General features: G+C 48.6%; 24 protein-coding genes. 21 read left to right on the top strand and 3 right to left on the bottom strand.

The window, feature by feature from the left end; all coding sequences use genetic code 11:
• Positions 1-237: 237 nt before the first annotated feature.
• The 16 genes from AC0LWM_RS00430 to AC0LWM_RS00355 all read left to right on the top strand — a co-directional run bounded on the left by AC0LWM_RS00430 (position 238) and on the right by AC0LWM_RS00355 (position 10,596).
• A complete protein-coding gene (locus AC0LWM_RS00430) occupies positions 238-891 on the top strand; it encodes an adenylate kinase (protein ID WP_474672927.1) in 654 nt (217 codons plus the stop codon).
• Between the two features lie 46 nt (positions 892-937).
• Positions 938-1,657, top strand: coding sequence for a metallophosphoesterase family protein (locus AC0LWM_RS00425; protein ID WP_474672926.1), 720 nt, complete (start codon positions 938-940; stop codon positions 1,655-1,657).
• A 51-nt stretch (positions 1,658-1,708) separates the two neighbouring features.
• Positions 1,709-2,269, top strand: coding sequence for a VanZ family protein (locus AC0LWM_RS00420; protein WP_474672925.1), 561 nt, complete (start codon positions 1,709-1,711; stop codon positions 2,267-2,269).
• Positions 2,270-2,298: 29 nt separating this feature from the next.
• On the top strand, positions 2,299-2,820 hold the full coding sequence (locus AC0LWM_RS00415; RefSeq protein ID WP_474672924.1) for a nucleoside deaminase: 522 nt from the start codon (positions 2,299-2,301) through the stop codon (positions 2,818-2,820).
• Between the two features lie 12 nt (positions 2,821-2,832).
• Entirely contained in the window at positions 2,833-3,363 is a 531-nt protein-coding gene (locus AC0LWM_RS00410; protein WP_474672923.1) for a GNAT family N-acetyltransferase, read from the top strand.
• Positions 3,364-3,482: 119 nt separating this feature from the next.
• Entirely contained in the window at positions 3,483-4,067 is a 585-nt protein-coding gene (locus AC0LWM_RS00405) for a class I SAM-dependent methyltransferase (protein WP_474672922.1), read from the top strand.
• A 4-nt stretch (positions 4,068-4,071) separates the two neighbouring features.
• Positions 4,072-4,611: an NUDIX hydrolase gene (locus AC0LWM_RS00400; RefSeq protein ID WP_474672921.1), complete on the top strand. Its 540-nt coding sequence runs from the start codon at positions 4,072-4,074 to the stop codon at positions 4,609-4,611.
• A gap of 118 nt (positions 4,612-4,729) precedes the next feature.
• Positions 4,730-5,161, top strand: a complete 432-nt coding sequence (locus AC0LWM_RS00395) for a GNAT family N-acetyltransferase (protein WP_474672920.1) — start codon at positions 4,730-4,732, stop codon at positions 5,159-5,161.
• 100 nt (positions 5,162-5,261) lie between these two features.
• Positions 5,262-5,606, top strand: coding sequence for a hypothetical protein (locus tag AC0LWM_RS00390; protein ID WP_474672919.1), 345 nt, complete (start codon positions 5,262-5,264; stop codon positions 5,604-5,606).
• A gap of 258 nt (positions 5,607-5,864) precedes the next feature.
• Entirely contained in the window at positions 5,865-6,062 is a 198-nt protein-coding gene (locus AC0LWM_RS00385) for a cold-inducible protein YdjO-related protein (RefSeq protein WP_474672918.1), read from the top strand.
• A gap of 39 nt (positions 6,063-6,101) precedes the next feature.
• On the top strand, positions 6,102-6,287 hold the full coding sequence (locus AC0LWM_RS00380; protein ID WP_474672917.1) for a sporulation protein Cse60: 186 nt from the start codon (positions 6,102-6,104) through the stop codon (positions 6,285-6,287).
• Positions 6,288-6,429: 142 nt separating this feature from the next.
• On the top strand, positions 6,430-7,359 hold the full coding sequence (locus AC0LWM_RS00375) for an ankyrin repeat domain-containing protein (RefSeq protein WP_474672916.1): 930 nt from the start codon (positions 6,430-6,432) through the stop codon (positions 7,357-7,359).
• Between the two features lie 81 nt (positions 7,360-7,440).
• Positions 7,441-8,493 carry a selenide, water dikinase SelD gene (gene selD, locus AC0LWM_RS00370; protein WP_474672915.1) on the top strand — a complete coding sequence of 351 codons (1,053 nt, stop codon included), beginning with the start codon at positions 7,441-7,443 and terminating at the stop codon, positions 8,491-8,493.
• Between the two features lie 19 nt (positions 8,494-8,512).
• Positions 8,513-9,547: a tRNA 2-selenouridine(34) synthase MnmH gene (gene mnmH, locus AC0LWM_RS00365; protein WP_474672914.1), complete on the top strand. Its 1,035-nt coding sequence runs from the start codon at positions 8,513-8,515 to the stop codon at positions 9,545-9,547.
• A 113-nt stretch (positions 9,548-9,660) separates the two neighbouring features.
• A complete protein-coding gene (locus AC0LWM_RS00360) occupies positions 9,661-10,056 on the top strand; it encodes a hypothetical protein (protein WP_474672913.1) in 396 nt (131 codons plus the stop codon).
• A 21-nt stretch (positions 10,057-10,077) separates the two neighbouring features.
• Positions 10,078-10,596 carry a GNAT family N-acetyltransferase gene (locus AC0LWM_RS00355; protein ID WP_474672912.1) on the top strand — a complete coding sequence of 173 codons (519 nt, stop codon included), beginning with the start codon at positions 10,078-10,080 and terminating at the stop codon, positions 10,594-10,596.
• 264 nt (positions 10,597-10,860) lie between these two features.
• On the opposite strand, the gene AC0LWM_RS00350 is transcribed toward AC0LWM_RS00355, so the two are convergent.
• The 3 genes from AC0LWM_RS00350 to AC0LWM_RS00340 all read right to left on the bottom strand — a co-directional run bounded on the left by AC0LWM_RS00350 (position 10,861) and on the right by AC0LWM_RS00340 (position 15,055).
• Positions 10,861-13,080, bottom strand: coding sequence for an MMPL family transporter (locus tag AC0LWM_RS00350; RefSeq protein ID WP_474672911.1), 2,220 nt, complete (start codon positions 13,078-13,080; stop codon positions 10,861-10,863).
• A gap of 111 nt (positions 13,081-13,191) precedes the next feature.
• Positions 13,192-13,833 carry a response regulator gene (locus AC0LWM_RS00345; protein ID WP_474672910.1) on the bottom strand — a complete coding sequence of 214 codons (642 nt, stop codon included), beginning with the start codon at positions 13,831-13,833 and terminating at the stop codon, positions 13,192-13,194.
• Entirely contained in the window at positions 13,823-15,055 is a 1,233-nt protein-coding gene (locus AC0LWM_RS00340) for a sensor histidine kinase (RefSeq protein ID WP_474672909.1), read from the bottom strand. The genes AC0LWM_RS00345 and AC0LWM_RS00340 overlap by 11 nt, the downstream gene beginning before the upstream one ends.
• Before the next feature lie 208 nt (positions 15,056-15,263).
• Here AC0LWM_RS00340 and AC0LWM_RS00335 point away from each other — a divergent pair, with 208 nt between their 5' ends.
• From AC0LWM_RS00335 to AC0LWM_RS00315, 5 genes are all read left to right on the top strand, one after another.
• Positions 15,264-15,851: a hypothetical protein gene (locus AC0LWM_RS00335; RefSeq protein WP_474672908.1), complete on the top strand. Its 588-nt coding sequence runs from the start codon at positions 15,264-15,266 to the stop codon at positions 15,849-15,851.
• Between the two features lie 10 nt (positions 15,852-15,861).
• Positions 15,862-16,476: a hypothetical protein gene (locus tag AC0LWM_RS00330; RefSeq protein ID WP_474672907.1), complete on the top strand. Its 615-nt coding sequence runs from the start codon at positions 15,862-15,864 to the stop codon at positions 16,474-16,476.
• Positions 16,477-16,584: 108 nt separating this feature from the next.
• The gene (locus AC0LWM_RS00325) at positions 16,585-17,166 is read left to right on the top strand and encodes a histidine phosphatase family protein (RefSeq protein ID WP_474672906.1); all 582 of its coding nucleotides are present in this window, start codon (positions 16,585-16,587) and stop codon (positions 17,164-17,166) included.
• A 74-nt stretch (positions 17,167-17,240) separates the two neighbouring features.
• On the top strand, positions 17,241-17,780 hold the full coding sequence (locus AC0LWM_RS00320; protein WP_474672905.1) for a GNAT family N-acetyltransferase: 540 nt from the start codon (positions 17,241-17,243) through the stop codon (positions 17,778-17,780).
• A gap of 30 nt (positions 17,781-17,810) precedes the next feature.
• The gene (locus AC0LWM_RS00315) at positions 17,811-18,521 is read left to right on the top strand and encodes a class I SAM-dependent methyltransferase (RefSeq protein ID WP_474672904.1); all 711 of its coding nucleotides are present in this window, start codon (positions 17,811-17,813) and stop codon (positions 18,519-18,521) included.
• Positions 18,522-18,528: the final 7 nt, after the last annotated feature.

The raw sequence follows: 18,528 nt of genomic DNA, 5'->3' as shown, positions 1-18,528 counted from the left end.
GTGCGTCCTATTCTCGGATTTTGCGTAAACGAAATCGATGAATTGCACAGCAGATTGAAGAGCCAAGGAGTTGTGGTAGAGAACTATAGCCAGAATACTTGGGGAACAACCTTCGAATTTATCGATATGGATGGCAACCGTATCGAAGTATGGAGCGGGTACCGCGAAGATTGGGGCATGATAAGCATTGATCGTTGATGGTGATCTGCTGTTTTAATAAAGACAGGGGGGGATACGATGAGAGTTATTTTACTGGGTTTGCCCGGAGCGGGCAAAGGTACGCAAGCCAAAGTGATAATTGAGAGTCTCGGGATACCACATATTTCAACGGGAGATTTATTCAGAAAAGCGTATCAGGACGGGACGGAACTAGGCATTTTGGCTAAGCAATATATGAATAAAGGGGAACTCGTTCCAGATGAGGTCACGATCGGAATTACGCTAAACCGGCTCGAAGCTCCGGATTGTTCGGCGGGTTTCCTGCTCGACGGCTTCCCTAGAAATGCAAGGCAAGCCGCAGCTCTAAATGATTACCTTAGCCATCAATCTAAAAGTATCGATCATGTCCTATACGTCGAGGTTCAAGAAAATCTATTGTTACAGCGGCTTACAGGGAGAAGAGTCTGCTCGAAATGCGGCCAAACCTATCATATCGAAAATAATCCTCCGGCGAAAGCTGGAATATGCGATACTTGTTCGGGGGTGTTGGTACATCGTGAAGATGATATGGAAGCTACGGTACGTGAACGGCTGAAAATCAATAAAGAACTGACCGAGGCGTTGTGTGATTTTTATAAGGCTTCCGGTAAACTGCAAATCATTGATGGGACACAAGGGATCGACGGAGTATCGCGGGACATTGTGACTTTGTTTGAAAACGATAACCGGTAGTATCCGTACCGCTAAACCTTGTATCCTATGAACTGGAGATATGCTAATGAGGAGTAGAAAATTAGTTATAAGCGATATCCATGGATGCTATGAGCAGTTTATTCGACTATTAGAAATAGCAGGTTATAATCCCGAGAATGATCAATTGATATTATTGGGCGACTATGTTGATCGGGGGCCGCAAAGCAAAGATGTCGTCGAACGTGTGATGAGCCTGGTCAGATACGACGGGGCAATTGCTCTTCGGGGGAATCACGATCAAAGGTTGGTTGATCTAGCCAGGTCTCAAGATCCAGCGGTGCTGCATAAATTTATGGAGCATGGCGGCCGTCAGACGTTATTAAGCTACCTAGATTCAAATGAAACAATCGACCCATATTTAAGTATGGAAGCGCTCAGTACGTTTTTCACCGAACATTACCAACATCAGATTGCATTCCTGGAAAGCCTTCCTTTGTATTACGAGGACAAAACTCATATTTTTGTACACGCGGGATTAAATCCGAGTTATTCGGATTGGAGAATGCAGCCGACGAGAGATTTCATGTATATCAAAAATGATTTTATCCATTTTCCTGTAAGAGCCGGCAAGACAGTTGTATTTGGTCACACCAGAACGGTTGATATTCACGGAACGGCACATGTTTGGTTCGGTCCGGATAAAATAGGCATAGATGGCGGATGTGCTTACGGACAGCAGTTAAATTGTTTGGTCATGAATAGGAACCATGAGTATGAGACATATGTTGTGAAAGCAGAAATGTAAAAAACATTGGTCGAAGATCATGAATGGGAGAGGTGGGGGCCTCTGTACACAATGAAAGACTCCTTCTTTTTAATCATAACTTTATTTATTCCGCTTTCATTATTCATCAATCTATTTCGAAAGAAATCGATCAAGTATCAACTTGTGTGTATATTCACCGTAGTATATTTCGCAGGGCTGGTTTCGGTTACGTTGTTCCCTGTAATAACAGATAGTAGAGCGATTGAGGTGTATAGTCAAAGCGGCTTTCATGCGACAGTGAATTTCATTCCTTTTAAAAGCATACTAGGCTCGCTTGACCATCCTTACTTTAAGATAGGTTTTAAGAATATAGTAGGGAATTTGTTGTTGTTATTCCCTTTAGGCTTGTTGACCGGTATTACTTTGAAGAGAACCCAAAATGTCTTACGTGTTATTACTATAGGAATAGGTATTGCAGTACTTATTGAGTCAACCCAATATATTTTGACTGAAAATTATTTGATACAACGCAGAGTCATTGACGTGGATGACGTGATTTTAAATAGTGTAGGTTTTTGGCTGGGATATGGAATGTACAAATTGTTATCGGTAATTCTCCGCCGCGGCAGGATCGGAAGCTTTAACAGTTGAAGACTTCATTTACATATGTGGTAGGTGACATGATGGAGGAAACATATAAATTCTTATTGCTGGCTTTTGAGGAGGCTGAGCGAGCTTCGGAAGAGGGCACCTATCCTATTGGTGCCGTCATTGTTGATCAAGAAGGGAATGTTGTGAGCAGAGGGAGGAATCGAGTGTTCACAACATCCGACCCTACGGCACACGCTGAAGTAGATGCCATTCGAAATGCCGGACATGAAATCATTAACACCGATACCAAAAGAATTATGAAGAAAGGGCTGACATTATATACGACGTGTGAGCCATGTCCAATGTGCGCTTGTACGATTTTGTTATCCGGCATCAGAAAAGTAGTATGGGCCGCCAACGACGAAGAGATCGGAGCCTTAAGAAAACTGAAGGAAGGTTCGTTTTTCGTTGAAAAGTTCAATAAAATTGAAGTTATCGAAGCCCCGTTCTTAGACCTTGAACTGAAACAACGCAAGATGTTAGCTGATTATAACGTTCAAAGAGGATTCCTGGACACGCATTGGAAAGATGCACTCAATAATAACATATAGGGAGACGCGGAATTGAACTCGGATATCATCATCGAATCACGGGAAATGCAATTAAGATTGACGACGGCCGCGGATCTTGAATATGTGATCGAAACCGAGAGACATGCGGATAACCGCGATTATGTTTTTGCATGGGCTTTGGAGCGGCACTTGGAAGCCATACATAACGAAGATGAACTACATTTGATCATTCAAAATCACGAAAAGAAACGCATCGGATATATGATTTTGCTCGGTTGCTCGGATCCGAATGACAGCATCGAGCTGACACGAATCAACATTTCGGAAAAAGGTCATGGATACGGAAAACAAGCCATTCGATTGATTCAGGAATATGTCTTTCTTCATTTGCAAGCACATCGTCTATGGCTTGATGTTAAAGAAACGAATTCACGTGCGAAGCATGTATATGAATCGGCCGGTTTTATCGTAGAAGGGACATTAAGAGAATGCATCAAGACGAATGGAGCTTATGAATCCTTAGCCCTCATGGGAATCTTGAACAGTGATTTTCAACGCTTACGCGAGAAGGAGTACCTATGAATTGAGTCGAGCAGGTTCGGCTGGAGGAGAAGAAATATCACGATGCGTGCTACACCCGGCATACATTGTTCGAGCCGGGATCTTGGCTGCACAAGCCCGTTCAAACGATCCTTGATCTTTTGGAGGATCTTGCAGACCGCCCTTACTTGAGCGTGTTGGATCTTGGGTGCGGCGTCGGCAGAAACAGCATTCCGATTGCCGAAACATTAAAGTCCCGTGAAGGGAAAGTGGTTTGCGTGGACCTGCTGAGCTCCGCGATTCATAAGCTGGAACAGTACAGCCGCGAGTACGGCGTCCAGTCTTATATCGAACCCCATGTGTCTTCCATCGAACAGTTCGACATTGAACCGCTGGCATTTGACTTGATCGTTGCAGTTTCAGCCCTAGAGCATGTAAGCTCCGAATCGGAGCTAGAACGCAAGCTAGGTGAAATCGTGTCGGGTACCAAACCGAGTGGAATGAACTGTCTCATTATCAGCTCGAATGTAAGAGAAATGGTCATCAAATCGCAACGAATGCTAGAACCGATGTATGAGGTGAACCTGCCAACGGACAGCCTGTTGGGGCTATTGGATCAAATGTACAGCGGCTGGGACGTTGTCCAAAGGCTCGTGAAACCTTTGTCATACCACATCGAGAGAAATGGTCTGCCCGTTAGGCTGACGTCGGATTGCATCACATACGTTGCTAAGAAGGGGAAGTGATACAGTGAGCCTCCTTAACGAGCAAAATTATCCTGCATTGTCCAAACCCATGGAATGGGGAGCCGTCAAATCGATATTTGCGTTAACCGAGTCTTTTGATGAAACGAAAGTAAGTAACGTCAGCATCGTTCCTACCGTCGGTGACAAATATGTCATCATGCAAATCGTCAATGGAGGCTGGGAACTGCCGGGAGGGACGCTGGAGGCAGGGGAGAATTACCTGGACGCCTTGAAGCGAGAGGTTATGGAAGAACTGGGTGCCGAATTGGTGTCGTATCATATTTTCGGACAATTCCGATGCAAGTCCAGCGCAGCAGAGCCTTACAAGCCTCATATTCCGCATCCCGATTTTGTCAGGCTGGTTGGACACGGTGAAGTTCAATTGACAGATCAACCTCTCAATCCTCCGGACGGTGAGCAGGTGATAATGGTTGTAGTGGTGGATATCGAAGAGGCTGTACGAAGATTTCGGGACATCGGGCGATTCGACCTGGCTGAGCTGTATAAGATTGCACATGCCCTGAAGTGGCAGGCCCTCGACTAAGATTGAATGGATATTTGCACAACAAATAAAGCGTTGTCCCGTATAAAGAAGTGCAGATAATCGAATCAACGTTGGTATCCATGTTTTCAGAATCGACCGAAAAAATGGAGGGATGAGCATGCAACAAATACAGGACAATTATGTGCTGACAAGCCTTTGCACGGACGAGGACGCGGCCTATGTCAGAAACGGATTGAAGGAGTACAACCGACACGCGTCGCCATCTGCGCAAACATCGGAACCGGTAAATATACTTGTGAAAAACAAAGAAGGCGACGTGCTAGGAGGTGTCTTGGCCGGCGTCTACCGTTTCGTCATGTACGTGGAAATATTATGGATTCATGAGCAGCATCGAAAAGCGGGAATCGGCCGGAAGCTGCTCGCGGAAATTGAGCGCAAAGCGAAGGAGAAAGGATGCAGCCTCATTCATCTGGATACGTTCAACTTCCAAGCCCCCGACTTTTATATCAAAAACGGTTTTGAAATATTCGGCGTTCTAGAAGGATATCCCGAGGGCGAGAAACGATATTTTTTGAAAAAGCACATGTAAAGTTGGATCTTTTTGAGGATCAAATCATATCCTATATATGGTACAATAAATAGCAGTATGGATATTCAGGCATGATTTCTCATCTCGATCAAGATGGAGGATGCTGCTGCCGGGTATGACCGTCGGCAGTAAGTTTATTATGGCTAGACCCAAAGTGAACAAGCGGTTGCTTGCAGAATCGTTTCTCGTCGCTTTCGTCTTATGTTTAGCGGGACTTGGGTGGAAAATGCTGCAACCGTATTTAACGGCAGAAAGTTACGTTCCCGATATTGTCAGCAGCTACTCTTCCGTGCAATATGTTCAAACCGAAACATCGATTGGCATCGTTTATTCCTACGATTGGGTAAATATGATCATTGGAGTATGTGGTTTTGTCATACTGATGATTGCATATTATGGCACACGTGTTTGGATCGGCCGAGCAGTGAAACGAAAAGTAGAATAAAATGAAGCAAGACCCCACAAAAAACATCGTTATACATTTAATGTTAAATTACAGCATAATAGACAACGGATTCCTAATGTGGTATAGTTAATGAAAACAAGGCATTTCGCTCTTCATGGGGCGGAATGCCTTCGTGCATATTTTGCGATTTTTAACATTTAATGTCTTATGAAGGGGTCAAGGGGTGATGCCGTTATGCTCTTAATGGCTGTTGTGAAGATTCGTAAACCATAATATGTAATCCGTGGAGGTAATAACATGGCCTATTTCCCGAAAAAAGACGCGGCTGCGGCCGTTCAGGTCGAAACGCCGGTTTGGAAATGCTCCGATGCCGATTGCGTCGGCTGGATGAGAGTGGAGTTCGCTTTGGAGCAGGAGCCCAATTGCCCGCTTTGCGGCTCGTCGATGTCCGAAACGACGAGGATGCTGCCGAAAATCGCAGTACCCAAAAGCTAACCGCTCATGAAATGAACTTAAAGAAAGGCGGAAGATCATATGATTCAGATCAAAGAATTTTTGGATACGAACAATATTTCGGCAGAAAAAAGAGCGAACGAGTTTCTAGCCACCTTGCAGGAGGATCAAGTGGTCGATATTAAATATTCGACAGGTCACAAATCGCTTCGCGATACGACGGAGCAAAGAAGCTATATCCTGGTCGTTTACCGGACTCAAGGCTAACAACTCCTGCGCCGATTAAATATGAGCTTCGAGAAAAAGCGTGCATCCCGCACGCTTTTTTTCTGTCCTGTATTTGCTTCATCCGGTTACAATGTTAGTCTAGGGGTGATATCGTAAGCGAATATTCAAGGAGGGCCGATAGATGGATCGGGCGGAAATGGATTTTGAAGCTGCGGTAGAAGCTGTAATTACCGGCGAGCTCGAGGCGCTGCAGCATCTGATCAAACATAATCCGGGGCTGGTCACAAGCCGGTCACCAAAGCCTCACGGAGCGACGCTGTTGCATTACGTGGCGGCCAATGGCGTAGAGATGGAGCGGCAGATAACGCCGCCGAACGCGGCCGCAGTAGCGCAGTTGCTGTTGGCGAGCGGGGCCGATGTCGATGCGACTGCACGGTTGTATGAACGACCGTCATGGGATACGCCGCTTGTTGCCCTTGTCACAAGCGTGCATCCCGCTCGGGCGGGCGTTCAAGGCGCAGTAGCCGATGTTTTGCTCGATTATGGCGCCAAGATTAATGGTCTTGATGATGACGGGGCGCCCGTAGCTTTTGCATTGGCTTTTGGCTACACCGCAACAGCTGACTTGCTGGCTGCGCGCGGCGCCAAAATCGATAATCTGCATACGGCTGCCGGATTAGGACAGCTGGAGCACGTCCAAAGCTTTTTCAAGGCTGACGGGAGTCTCCGTGATGGAGATATCGGACTGAAGCTTGGCTCGTTCATACCGCTGTTCCGCCACTCGCAAGATATGATCGATTGGGCCTTCATATACGCCTGCATGCACAAACGACTCGAGGTGGCCCAATACTTGCTCAATCGAGGGGCTGACATGGGAGCGCGGGGTTATCAAAGCATGACGGCTCTTCATTACGCTGTCTGGAAGGGTCAGGATGATGTAATGAACTTCCTGCTGGAACGCAAGGCTCCGCTTGAGATCACGAACGACTATGGCGGAACGGTGCTTGGCATGCTTGTATGGTGCATCAGGAACGACCCACTACCCGAAGCGAATTATGCGGAAATGTTACATAAGCTCTTAGCCGCAGGCGCTTCCATTCAAGCGGTGTAATAGATTTTTTATGGGCAAATCGGTTATGATTAGGACAGAAACGACGAACGTTTATTATTTTGGACGAAGGGAACGATGCTAGTGTCGGCAACGGAAAAAATAAAGCTAACTTCATATTCCACCAAAGGAGGCTGCGGCTGCAAAATCGGCCCGGCCGACCTGTCGCAAGTCATTCGCAAGCTTCCGCGGCCTGAGCCGAATCCGAATCTGCTCGTCGGCATCGATACAAGCGACGATGCAGGGGTGTATAAGCTGAACGATGAACTCGCGCTTGTGCAGACGGTTGATTTCTTCACGCCGATCGTTGACGATCCGTATTCGTTCGGACAAGTAGCTGCCGCCAATGCGATCAGCGATATTTATGCGATGGGCGGCAAACCGCTAACTGCGCTTAACATCGTTGCGTTTCCGATCCGCACGCTGGACAAGGACGTGCTCGCTGAAATATTGCGAGGTGCGGCTGACAAAAGCAAAGAAGCCGGCATTACGCTTGTCGGCGGACATTCCATCGACGACAACGAACCGAAGTTCGGCATGGCCGTTACCGGCCTCGTCCATCCGGACAGGGTGCTGACGAATGCCGGAGCAAAGCCCGGAGACAAGCTCATCCTGACGAAGCCGATCGGGGTCGGCATTTTGACGACCTCGATCAAGAAAGACCAGCTTAACGATGAAGAAGTGAAGCGCGTCACCGAGGTGATGGCTACGCTCAACCGAAAATCCGCCGAAACGATGGAGCGGTTCGAGGTGCATGCCTGCACCGACGTAACCGGGTTCGGTCTAATGGGGCATTCCCTTGAGATGGCAAAAGGCAGCAGCGTCGGCATACGCATCCATTACGGTCAAGTTCCCATTCTGCCGCGTGTACGCGAGCTTGCCGAAGCAGGCTTCGTACCCGGAGGAACGAAGAACAATTATGCGCATGTGCAGGATTCGGTTGCCTATGACGACACGCTTGACCAGATCGCCCAATGGATCTTGTGCGATGCGGTCACCTCGGGCGGTCTTCTGATTTCCGTAGCGGGCGAACAAGCCGAGGAACTTCTTGCCGAGCTGCGGAAAGCCGGCGTGGAAGCCGGAATCATCGGCGAAACGACGGCAGAGCATCCGGGACGCATTGCGGTGACGCCATAAACGTAAGGAGCGAACGAGTTTGTTTCAAGATATTACCATCGAAGAGCTTCTCCAACTGCGTGAGAACAAGCAGCTGCAGTTAATCGACGTCCGCTCCCCGTCGGAGTTCGAAGACGCAACAATTCCCGGCAGTACGAACATTCCTTTATTCAACGATGCGGAGCGGGCCGAGATTGGAACGATCTACAAGCAGGTCAGCATCCAAGCAGCCAAGGATCGGGGACTCGAGATCGTATCGGCGAAGCTGCCTGCTTTCATCAAAACGTTCGAGCGGATTCAAGGCCAGAAGGCGGTGTTCTGCTGGCGCGGCGGCATGCGCAGCAAAACGACGGCGACAGTGCTTTCGCTTATGGGCATTCGCGCCTATCGCTTGACAGGCGGGTTTCGAGCCTATCGGAAATGGGTTGTGGAAGCGCTGGAGCAAATGAGCTTGCAGCAGCATGCCTTCGTCATCAACGGGCGGACAGGCTCCGGCAAAACGGCGATTTTGCAGAAGCTGAAGGAACAGGGCTTCCCCGTAATCGATCTGGAAGGGATGGCAGGCCATCGCGGATCGATATTTGGGGGCATCGGCCTAAAGCCTCACAATCAGAAAACGTTTGAAGCTCTTCTGGTCACCGAGTTGATTAAGCTGAGGGACAAACCGTTTTTTCTGGTGGAAGGGGAGAGCAAACGAATCGGCAAGGCGGTATTGCCTGCTTTTCTGATGGAGAAGAAGGAGACGGGCACTCAACTGATGCTTCAGATCCCACTTGAGGAGCGAGTCCGGAATATTCTGGAGGATTATCGGCCTTGGGAACACCCGGAGGAAGTGCTTGTCGCCTTTTCCCGGATTCGAAACCGGATCCATACGCCAATCGCCAAAGAAATCGAGCTGGCGCTGGAGCAGGAGCGCTATGAGGAAGCCGTGCGGCATCTGCTGGAGTCTTATTACGATCCAAGGTACGAATTCGCGATCAGTCAATATGCGCAAGACCAAGTCGATATTCAGGCTAGCAATCTTGAAGAAGCTGTGGAGCGGGTCAAGCAATATGTGATGCAGCATCAACGTTAAACCATCGCCGCGGGCTTCCGCGGCTTTTTTTATCCGAATTAATGTTTTATTGCTTGTTCGCTGGTGTAAGTTTCCACCATTTATGGTAAGGTGGTTGACAAAGGGGTGGTTCCATGGAGGAAGTCCAACCGGAAGACTTCATAGATCGGCAAGTGATCCGAGGCGGCATCCTATTGAGAACTTTCACGATTTTGAACGTTATGTTCATCCTGGCCAATGTGGTCTTAGGTCTGGCGAATGGTATTAATAATTTGATCGGTTCGATCCTGATGCTCATCGTTTGTTTTTTTATCTACTATGGGAGCAGCAAGGCGAAATGGTTTTTTATTTTCGTGACATGCTTCGACGTCTTCGGTCTCTTCTTCGCGCTTGCGGAAGTGGGAATTGCTAACGTCCCGCTTATCTATTGGCTTATCTCCGGACTTTCAATCATCAGTAATATATCTACATCGGCGATTTTAATATTTTCGGCAAGTGTTAACGAATTTATATATAAACAAGCGAACTAAAAGGGCTAGGAGGAATATCCGATGGTAGAACTTATGCTCATCGAACCGTCTATCAACTACCAAAAAGAATACATCCATATGATCGAGGAATGGAGTCGAACCGGCGAAAGAATGGTTCCTTTTGTCTTGCGGTGGGAGCACGAGGATTTTGCCGCGATGCTGGGTCGACTGGCGGAATTAAGAGATAGCGCCAAACTGGATGAAAGAACCGTCAACAGCTCCACCTTCTGGTTGGCGAATCACGAGAGAAAGCTGCTCGGGGCGGTCAATATCCGGCATCGACTCAATGAATATTTGCTTCATATCGGTGGGCATATCGGGTACGGGATTCGGCCAAGCGAACGCCGCAAAGGATACGCGACATCGCTGTTGAAGCTGGCTTTAAGCAAGGCTGCCGAGCTCGGGATTGAGCGGGCGCTTGTGACTTGCGATAAGGATAATATCGGATCCGCGAGGACGATCATGAATAACGGGGGCGTATTGGACTCCGAAGCTGTAGTTGACGGCACGGTCATTCAACGGTTTTGGATCCAGGTCTGAGAAAAAGCTGGGCTGAGGCTTAGTTTCCGGGGCCCTGCAAGAGGGCATCCTGATTGTCAACTTAATCTAGTACATTCACCCAACAAGTTGAATATCTCCTCCGATAAAGTTTCTGTTAAGGGCGACAATGAGTAAAATTAGGAGCCTAGATAAATCGGTCGGCAGCTCGTTGTTCGTCTTTTAATCGCCGGCGCTAAAAATCCCACTGCACTTCGTTAGTGTCAGTGGGATTTTCACGGATATATCTTCCATCAGACGCTTCGATTAAAAACTGCTGGCATCGCGGACTTTGTCCGATTTATTCGTCTTATGGTCAGCTTCTTGCCCGTTCATGATCGATTCGCCTTCAACGTCGATATTCGGCATGATGCGGTTCAGCCATTTCGGCAAATACCATGCGGAGCGGCCCATGAGCGTCATGACGGCCGGCACGATCGTCATCCGGACGACGAAGGCGTCGAACAGAATGCCGAAGGCAAGGGCAAGGCCCATCGATTTAATCATCGTGTCTTCGGCAAAAATAAAGCTAGCGAATACCGAAATCATGATCAAGCCAGCGGCGGTAACGACGCTTCCGCTGCTCTTCAGACCGAAGAGCACCGCTTTTTTCGCATCGCCCGAATGGATAAATTTCTCGCGCATCCGGCTGACGAGGAACACTTCATAGTCCATGGCGAGCCCGAACAAGATTCCCGCAACCAACAGCGGGAGAAAATTCAGTACTGGGCCCGCTTCGGGGATACCAAACAAACCGGTCATATGGCCGTCCTGTACGACGAAAACGACGAATCCCAGCGTAGCCGCAAGCGTAAGCAGAAAACCGAGCACGGCTTTAAGAGGTACCAGGATGGAACGGAACACCATCACGAGAAGAACCATGGCTAGTCCGACAACAAGAGAAGCGAAGACAGGCAGCGCGTGGTTCAGCTTGTCCGTAATATCGATATTAACGGCCGTAGCTCCCGTCACCAGCAGTTCCACTTGATGTTGCCGCATCGTCTCGTCCGAAAGCTTGCGAACGTCCCGCACCAGATCGGCCGTCTTGAGATCGCTCGGACCGGTTCCCGGCATAACCGTGATGATTGCGGTATCGCCGTCCGGGCTCATGACCGGTTCCGTCGCCATGACAATGTTGTCCAATTTACTTAGGCTTTCTCTTGCCGAGGCAATGGCTGCGTTGGCATTTGCGGCATCCTTCGCTTGCGCAACGACCACAAGCTGCGCATGGTAGCCGGGTCCAAAAGCTTCCGCGAGCAAATCGTAGCCGCGACGCTCCGTCGTTTCTACGGATTTCATGCTGTTGTCAGGAAAACCGGTGTGCATATGCAAGGCCGGCAGACTGATGAACGCCAGCAGCAGAATGCCCGCAATCGCAATCGGCAGCGGAAATTTGCTCACAAATCGGCCCCAGGCATTCGACTCGGCGTTCAAGGTCGCTGGCGCCGACTTTTTGTCCGGTTTGCCAGACTTGGTCTTCGGACGAATTCGCTCGCCGACCATGCCGAGTACGGCGGGAACAATAAAGATAGCAACCAGGACAGCCGTTAGGACGGTAAAGGCTGCCGCTAGACCCATCATCGTAATAAAGGGAATATCGGTTACCGCCAAACCAACTAGAGCAATAATTACGGTACAGCCGGCAAATACGACCGCGCTGCCTGCAGTGCCCGTGGCAATAGCAATCGATTCTTTAACGGGTCTGCCCTCGGACAGATTTTGCCGGTGGCGAGAAATAATGAACAGGCCGTAGTCGATGCCGACGGCGAGCCCGAGCATGACGGCCAGCGTAAGGGAAACCGAGGACATGTCCGCGTAATTCGAAATGATGATGATCCCCATGATTCCAATGCCGAGCCCGATGATCGCGGTCATGATCGGCAGCCCCGCCGCCAAGACGGAACGGAACATGACAATCAGAATGAGGAACGCGATCGCGATGCCGATGGCTTCGGAAACTCCGCCGAGTTCGAGAGGACTGAAGGTAACCGTGCCGCCGAGTTCCGTTTGCAAGCCTTGGGCTCGCGCTTGCTCGACGCTAGTCATGACCACCTCTTTGGACGTTTCCGATACATCCTCCGCCGGATAGCGATAGGTAACATTAGCATAACCAATTTCTTTCGTTTGATTTATCGTTCCGGCCTCGTAAGGACTTGCCACCGAGGCAACCGATTCGTCTTTGGAGACGGCATCCAACGTTTGCTTGATAATCTTATGAATCGATTCCGTCTCAAGCGTCTGTCCGTCAGGCGCTTTAAATATGATTTGTACGGTTCCATACTTGGTGTCGCTTATCTTGAACTCTTCGCCAATGACTTTAGCCGCCTGTTCGGATTTAGTGCCGGGGATCGACATGTCACTGGAAAAATTCGCCCCCATCCTTAACCCGATTAGTGCGGCAATCAGCAAAACGGCTAACCCTCCGAAAATAACGGACTTCGGTTTCCGGGCCGCCCACCCGCCGATGCGATACAATAATTTTGCCATACTGTTAATCTCCTTCCCAAATATTCTGTCTGGTCTGGAGATCATTATACAGGGCAGCGGCAGCTCCGGAATCGTACAATCGGGCATGCCCGTGATTGTACCTTCGGGCAATTATACATATCCGCGCTCGACCGCGATCGCAACCGCCTGCGACCTCGAATCCACGCCTAATTTGTTATAAATGCTGGTCAAATGCGCTTTGACGGTTCGTTCCGAAATGCCCATGTCCGAAGCGATTTCCTTGCTCCGAAGCCCTTGGGCGGCAGCTTGCAGCACGAGTTTTTCTTTATCCGACAAAATCGACTGTTCCGTCGATTGGACCGGCGTTTCTTTCTTCTGCTTGACGGCAAATACTCTCGCCGTGATTTCGGGCTGAAGCAGCGTCTCTCCCCGCAAGGCGGAGTCGATCGTTCGGAACAAGTGGTCTCTTCCTGTATCCTTGAGCAAATATCCTTTGGCGCCTAATGCCAGACCTTGAATCATCAGCTCGTCTTCATTGTAGGTGGTCAGGATCACGACGGGGATGTCGATCCCTCTCGCGTTCAACTGTTCCATCATCTCGAGCCCGCCCATGACCGGCATGTTGAGATCCATCAGGATGACGTCCGGCGACAGCTCTTCCAGCAAACGGAGAGCCGTCGCTCCGTCCGCGGCTTCTCCGATGACTTGATATTCATCGTTTGTTTCCAATATCAGTTTTAATCCTTCTCTGACCACGTAATGGTCGTCGACGATCATGATTTTACTGCTCATGCTTAGCCTCCTCTTTCTTCTCGGGCAGTTCCAATCGAACGGTCGTTCCTTGTTGGCCTGCGCTTGAGAAAGACAATACGCCGCCAAGAATGCGAACCCGCTCCTTCATGCCGATCAAACCGTAATGACCGGGTTGGCGGCCGATCGCATTCACGTCGAATCCTTTTCCGTTATCGCTAATTTCGATGACGATACGCTCTTCCGATCGATGGATGTCAATCCAGACATGAGAAGCTTCCGCATGACGGGCTATGTTCGTCAGGCATTCCTTGACGATCTGGAGTACATGTTCTGTAAACAGCTTCGAAATATGGGGTAAGGTCTCGACGCGAAGATCAACCGGTATCCCCGTAGCGGAAGAGAATCCGTCCGCTTCCTCCCGGACTGAATCGGAAAAATCGGTTGCGGCCGAGGAGCGAAGCCGGAGACCGTCGATGGCGCTTCGCGCATCCGCTAGCGTTTTCCTTGCCGTTTCCCTGCTTTGACGCAGAATTTGATGACCTCGTTCCACGTTTCCTTTTGACAGGTGAGCGTCGATCGCTTCAATCTGCATGAGCAGACCCGCAAGTCCCTGGGCCAGCGTATCATGAAGATCCCGGGCCATTCTTTGCCTCTCGTTGACGAGCGTGAGCTCCTCGACCTTCTGGTGGGCGATCTCCAAATCACGGAGAAAGTTCTGGGTATGGATGCGCCCGTACACCTCCCTTTGAAACAATCGGGTATACGAAGTTACGATCACGTTCATGAGAAAAAGCAAAGTAAGAAACAGAGGAAGTGCAATCGGCTTATCAACGATCAGAATATTTATAAAAGCCAATGCATGGTAATAAAAACACGCCAAAACGACCTTTGTTTTCTGATGAAAAATCGCGGCGCTTTGCCCCATAAGGACCGGAAACAGCCCTAGAATGATGGAAGGATATGCGTTAGGCATTAGCTGGACGATCCACGATACAAGCAGACCCTGCAGGACGAGGTAAATCCAAGGACGCTTTTTCGTGAAGGAATCGGAGTGCCAGTATAACGAACTATGAAACAGATATAAACCCGTAAAAAACAAACTCGGAATCAACTCAAAGCGGTTTGTCCATTGCAGACTGACGATGGTCAAATAAACGACCACAAGCCAGACGGTGATTCGGCTTCGGGAATCGAGCAAAGCATTCGGTTTATCGGCAACTGTGGAATTGAAATCGCCTTGCGAGGGACGAGCGTGTTCCATTCTTTTCACCCTTTCCGGTCACGCCCCGAATTATACCAGGAAAACGCATGCCTGTCCTGTCCGTTGGTGCATGCCCTTTCATGCAAAAATCATAGTCATTGTATCAGAATACGTACGGATTATGAAATTGCCCGGCGTTTTTTATTGGTGTGCGTAAGGGAGATAGCTTGTATAATAAATAGGGAAAATGAGGTAAAAGGGGGATACAGTGAAACCATTTCTTCGAAAATACCTGGGTTTTATTATCGCCGGAATTATTATGACAGTCGGAATCATTTGTACATTGGTTGTTTATTTGAACAATCCTATCGGTATGGATCGTGTAGTTCTCGAGATTCCTGGTGATAAGGAGATCCAATTGGAGGCAGGGCGGTACTCCATATTTTATGAGTATACAGAACATAAACGCCAGTACGGTCCCATTCAAATGACATCGTATCGTAAAGCTGCATTTCCCGGTTTCGTCGAGATCCACATTGTCGATCCGTCCAATAAAGAAATCAGCAAGGCAGAAGACTCCTCCATGACCTATACGATAGACGACGTGAAGGGGGAATCTTTGTACAGCTTCACGGTTCCTCAAAAAAATCGATACAGCATTCAGACCTTGCTTAAGAATACGGAAATGGATAAATCCATGCGCTTGACGTTAATGCCCGATTTTTCAAAACAATTATTTGGTCTATTTCGGACGTTGGGGATATTTGTTTTGATTTCGATTGCAATTGCAATATTGAGCCTTTTTCAATATCTAAGAGAAGAGAAAAGAATAAAAAACGGACAAGGAACGATGTAGGGGGATCTCGATGGGAGCGAAATTCGGAAATATCCATATCAAAACAAATCACATAGATCATGTGATCCAAGCCATTCAAGAGCTTGTTTCGGACAATCCAAAACGTGTTCAGGCTAATACTGGTGAATTATCAGGGTTTGAACTCATCGTTCATCAGGCGAATCTATCGAGAAATGTATATTATGTAGGCGTCATTCGAAATGGTTGGGTAAGCGTATTGAATGATTGGTTCGCCAGCGGGGAAGTGGAAGCTTTCGGAGAAGCTTTGTCCGGTTATATTTCTTATCCGATATTGACTTGTTCCTGTTTCGACGAGGATTTTGTTGAAATGAATGTATATAACAATGGCGAACAAACAACAGGTCATGTATGGTGTGTCCCGTACGCCGCGGAAAATTATGATCTTGAAGAGAAAGAGGCTGACGTAGCCATTCTTGCCGAACTTCTTGGACATGAACATATTGCCCGGATCATGAATGCGTTGAACACGGAAGACCTCGAACATGCAATTCGAGAAATGGAACAAATAGCCGGATTTCCGCTATGGATCCATTCCGATTGGTTCAGCTCCATGCAAGACGATTCAATCGTCAAGCGATTTAAAAAGTACGATTTCAACATGTAATGTACACTACAAGTCATACGAAAACATGGAGGTTGTTTACATGAAACTTCATTATCGATGGGATGCAGCGCTAATGCGTCACCAATTGCTGCAGTCGGCAGAGTGGAAATGATGACGACGGTATATTTTATCCGGCATGCGCATTCGCCTTATGTTCCCGGTATGGAGCGGACCAAAGGTCTGTCGGATCGTGGCAGGCAGGACGCGGCTCAGGTAGCTCGCTTATTGAAGGACGAGGGAATCGACATTCTGGTATCCAGTACGTATGATCGGGCGATTCTGACGATCAAGGATCTAGCGGAGGAGTTGGGTCTCGATATCCGCTTGGAAGAAGACTTAAGGGAAAGACGTTTGGCCGATGAGGGGTATGTGATCTCCAATAAACAGTTTTTCGAATGCAAACGCAAGCTATATGAAGATTGGGACTACGCTTTCCCCGGAGGGGAATCCGGCAGGCAAGCGCAGTCCAGAGCGATAGCCGTATTGCTAGGCATCCTGGAGCAGTGCCGCGGCCACAAAATCGGGATCGGCACCCACGGCGATATTATGACGTTGATGATGAATTATTTTGATGATCGTTATCATTATACGTTCTGGCAGTCGCTTTCGATGCCGGATATTTATCAGCTGGAATTTGAAGAGAACAAATTAATTCGTGTTACGAGACGTTGGAGCTCTGGAATTTCATGACGGATGCCAATCTCATTGTTTGATGTTATGATATTTGACAAGGGAATAACATCAACAGTGAAAGGGCGATGACCATGAAGAAAGATATCGCTTTATCGGAAATCAAATCACTGGATAGCGGCGCGCTCCTGCAATTATCCGAGTTGCTGGTTCACGTTGTGGCGGATGGCGCTTCCGTCGGATTTTTGCCTCCGCTAAGTTTTCAAGAAGCAGCTGAATACTGGGAGCAGGTGCTGTCCCCGGGTGTCTTGTTGTGGACTGCGGTAGAGGAACAACGGATCGTCGGAACGATACAGCTACATCTGGCCATGAAAGCAAACGGGTCCCATCGGGCGGAGATCGCCAAATTAATGGTGCATCCCGAGTATCGCCGGAAAGGCATCGCGCGTCTCTTGATGCAGTGCGCCGAGGAAGCTGCAAAACTGGAAGGGAGATCTCTGCTCGTTCTCGACACGCGTGCCGGCGATCCATCGAACGATCTCTACAAATCGATGGGATATACGGAAGTAGGCCGTATACCGGAGTATGCCCGTTCCTCCAACGGAGAGCTGCATGCAACTGTTCTTTATTATAAAATGCTTGGAAAAAGCGTTGACAACTTGCCATTTGATTAATTGAAAACAATCACGAGGTGAAAGAGATTCATGATTTCAGATGAACAACAGTACCTATTGGATACCGTCGTCGATTGGTTTAACCGCCCCGACCAAATCCGGCATTATAGAGATGAAGCTTCTGCCGGCCCTACGCTAGCGGAGCAAGCGCTTTTATCCATTCTGCCGACAACGGGTTCGGTATTAGATGTTGGCTGTGGAGCGGGAAGGATATCCATGTGGTTGGCACGTCGAGGTTTGCAAGTAACCGGGATCGATGTGAGTGAAGAGCTGCTTGAAGCAGCCAGGCAGTTGTCCACCCAATCCGATCTTATGATCAACTACCAATGCGTAAGCGGAATGGATGCTCTAGCTCCCGGCATGAGGTTCGATCATGCAATATGTTTCAAGGTGTTGTGCTATATTCCGACCAAAGAACTTCGGCATCAATACATGAGCAATTTGTATCAATCGTTAGAGCCCGGCGGAACGTGTCTACTGACACAGTATATCGTTCCGGAGGAATACATAGACGATGCCATGGATGAAGATTATTATAAATCACCGGCATCCGGATTTGCCATTGTGGAGCGGGGAGACAGCTTCCCGCAAGCGGCGGGATATGTTCGTTGGTTTACGGAACGGGAACTGCGGAATGAGCTGGATGCGTCGCCGTTCAAGATTGTCAGAAGTTTTAGCGATGAACCGTATGGGGGAGACGGATTGATCCGACTATTCGAGTTGAAGCGAGAGATCGAGTAAGATACGC

This window comes from Paenibacillus sp. sgz302148 (genome assembly GCF_056120465.1).
The sequence above is the reverse complement of the archived record's forward strand: the minus strand, read 5'-3'. Positions and strand labels throughout refer to the sequence as shown.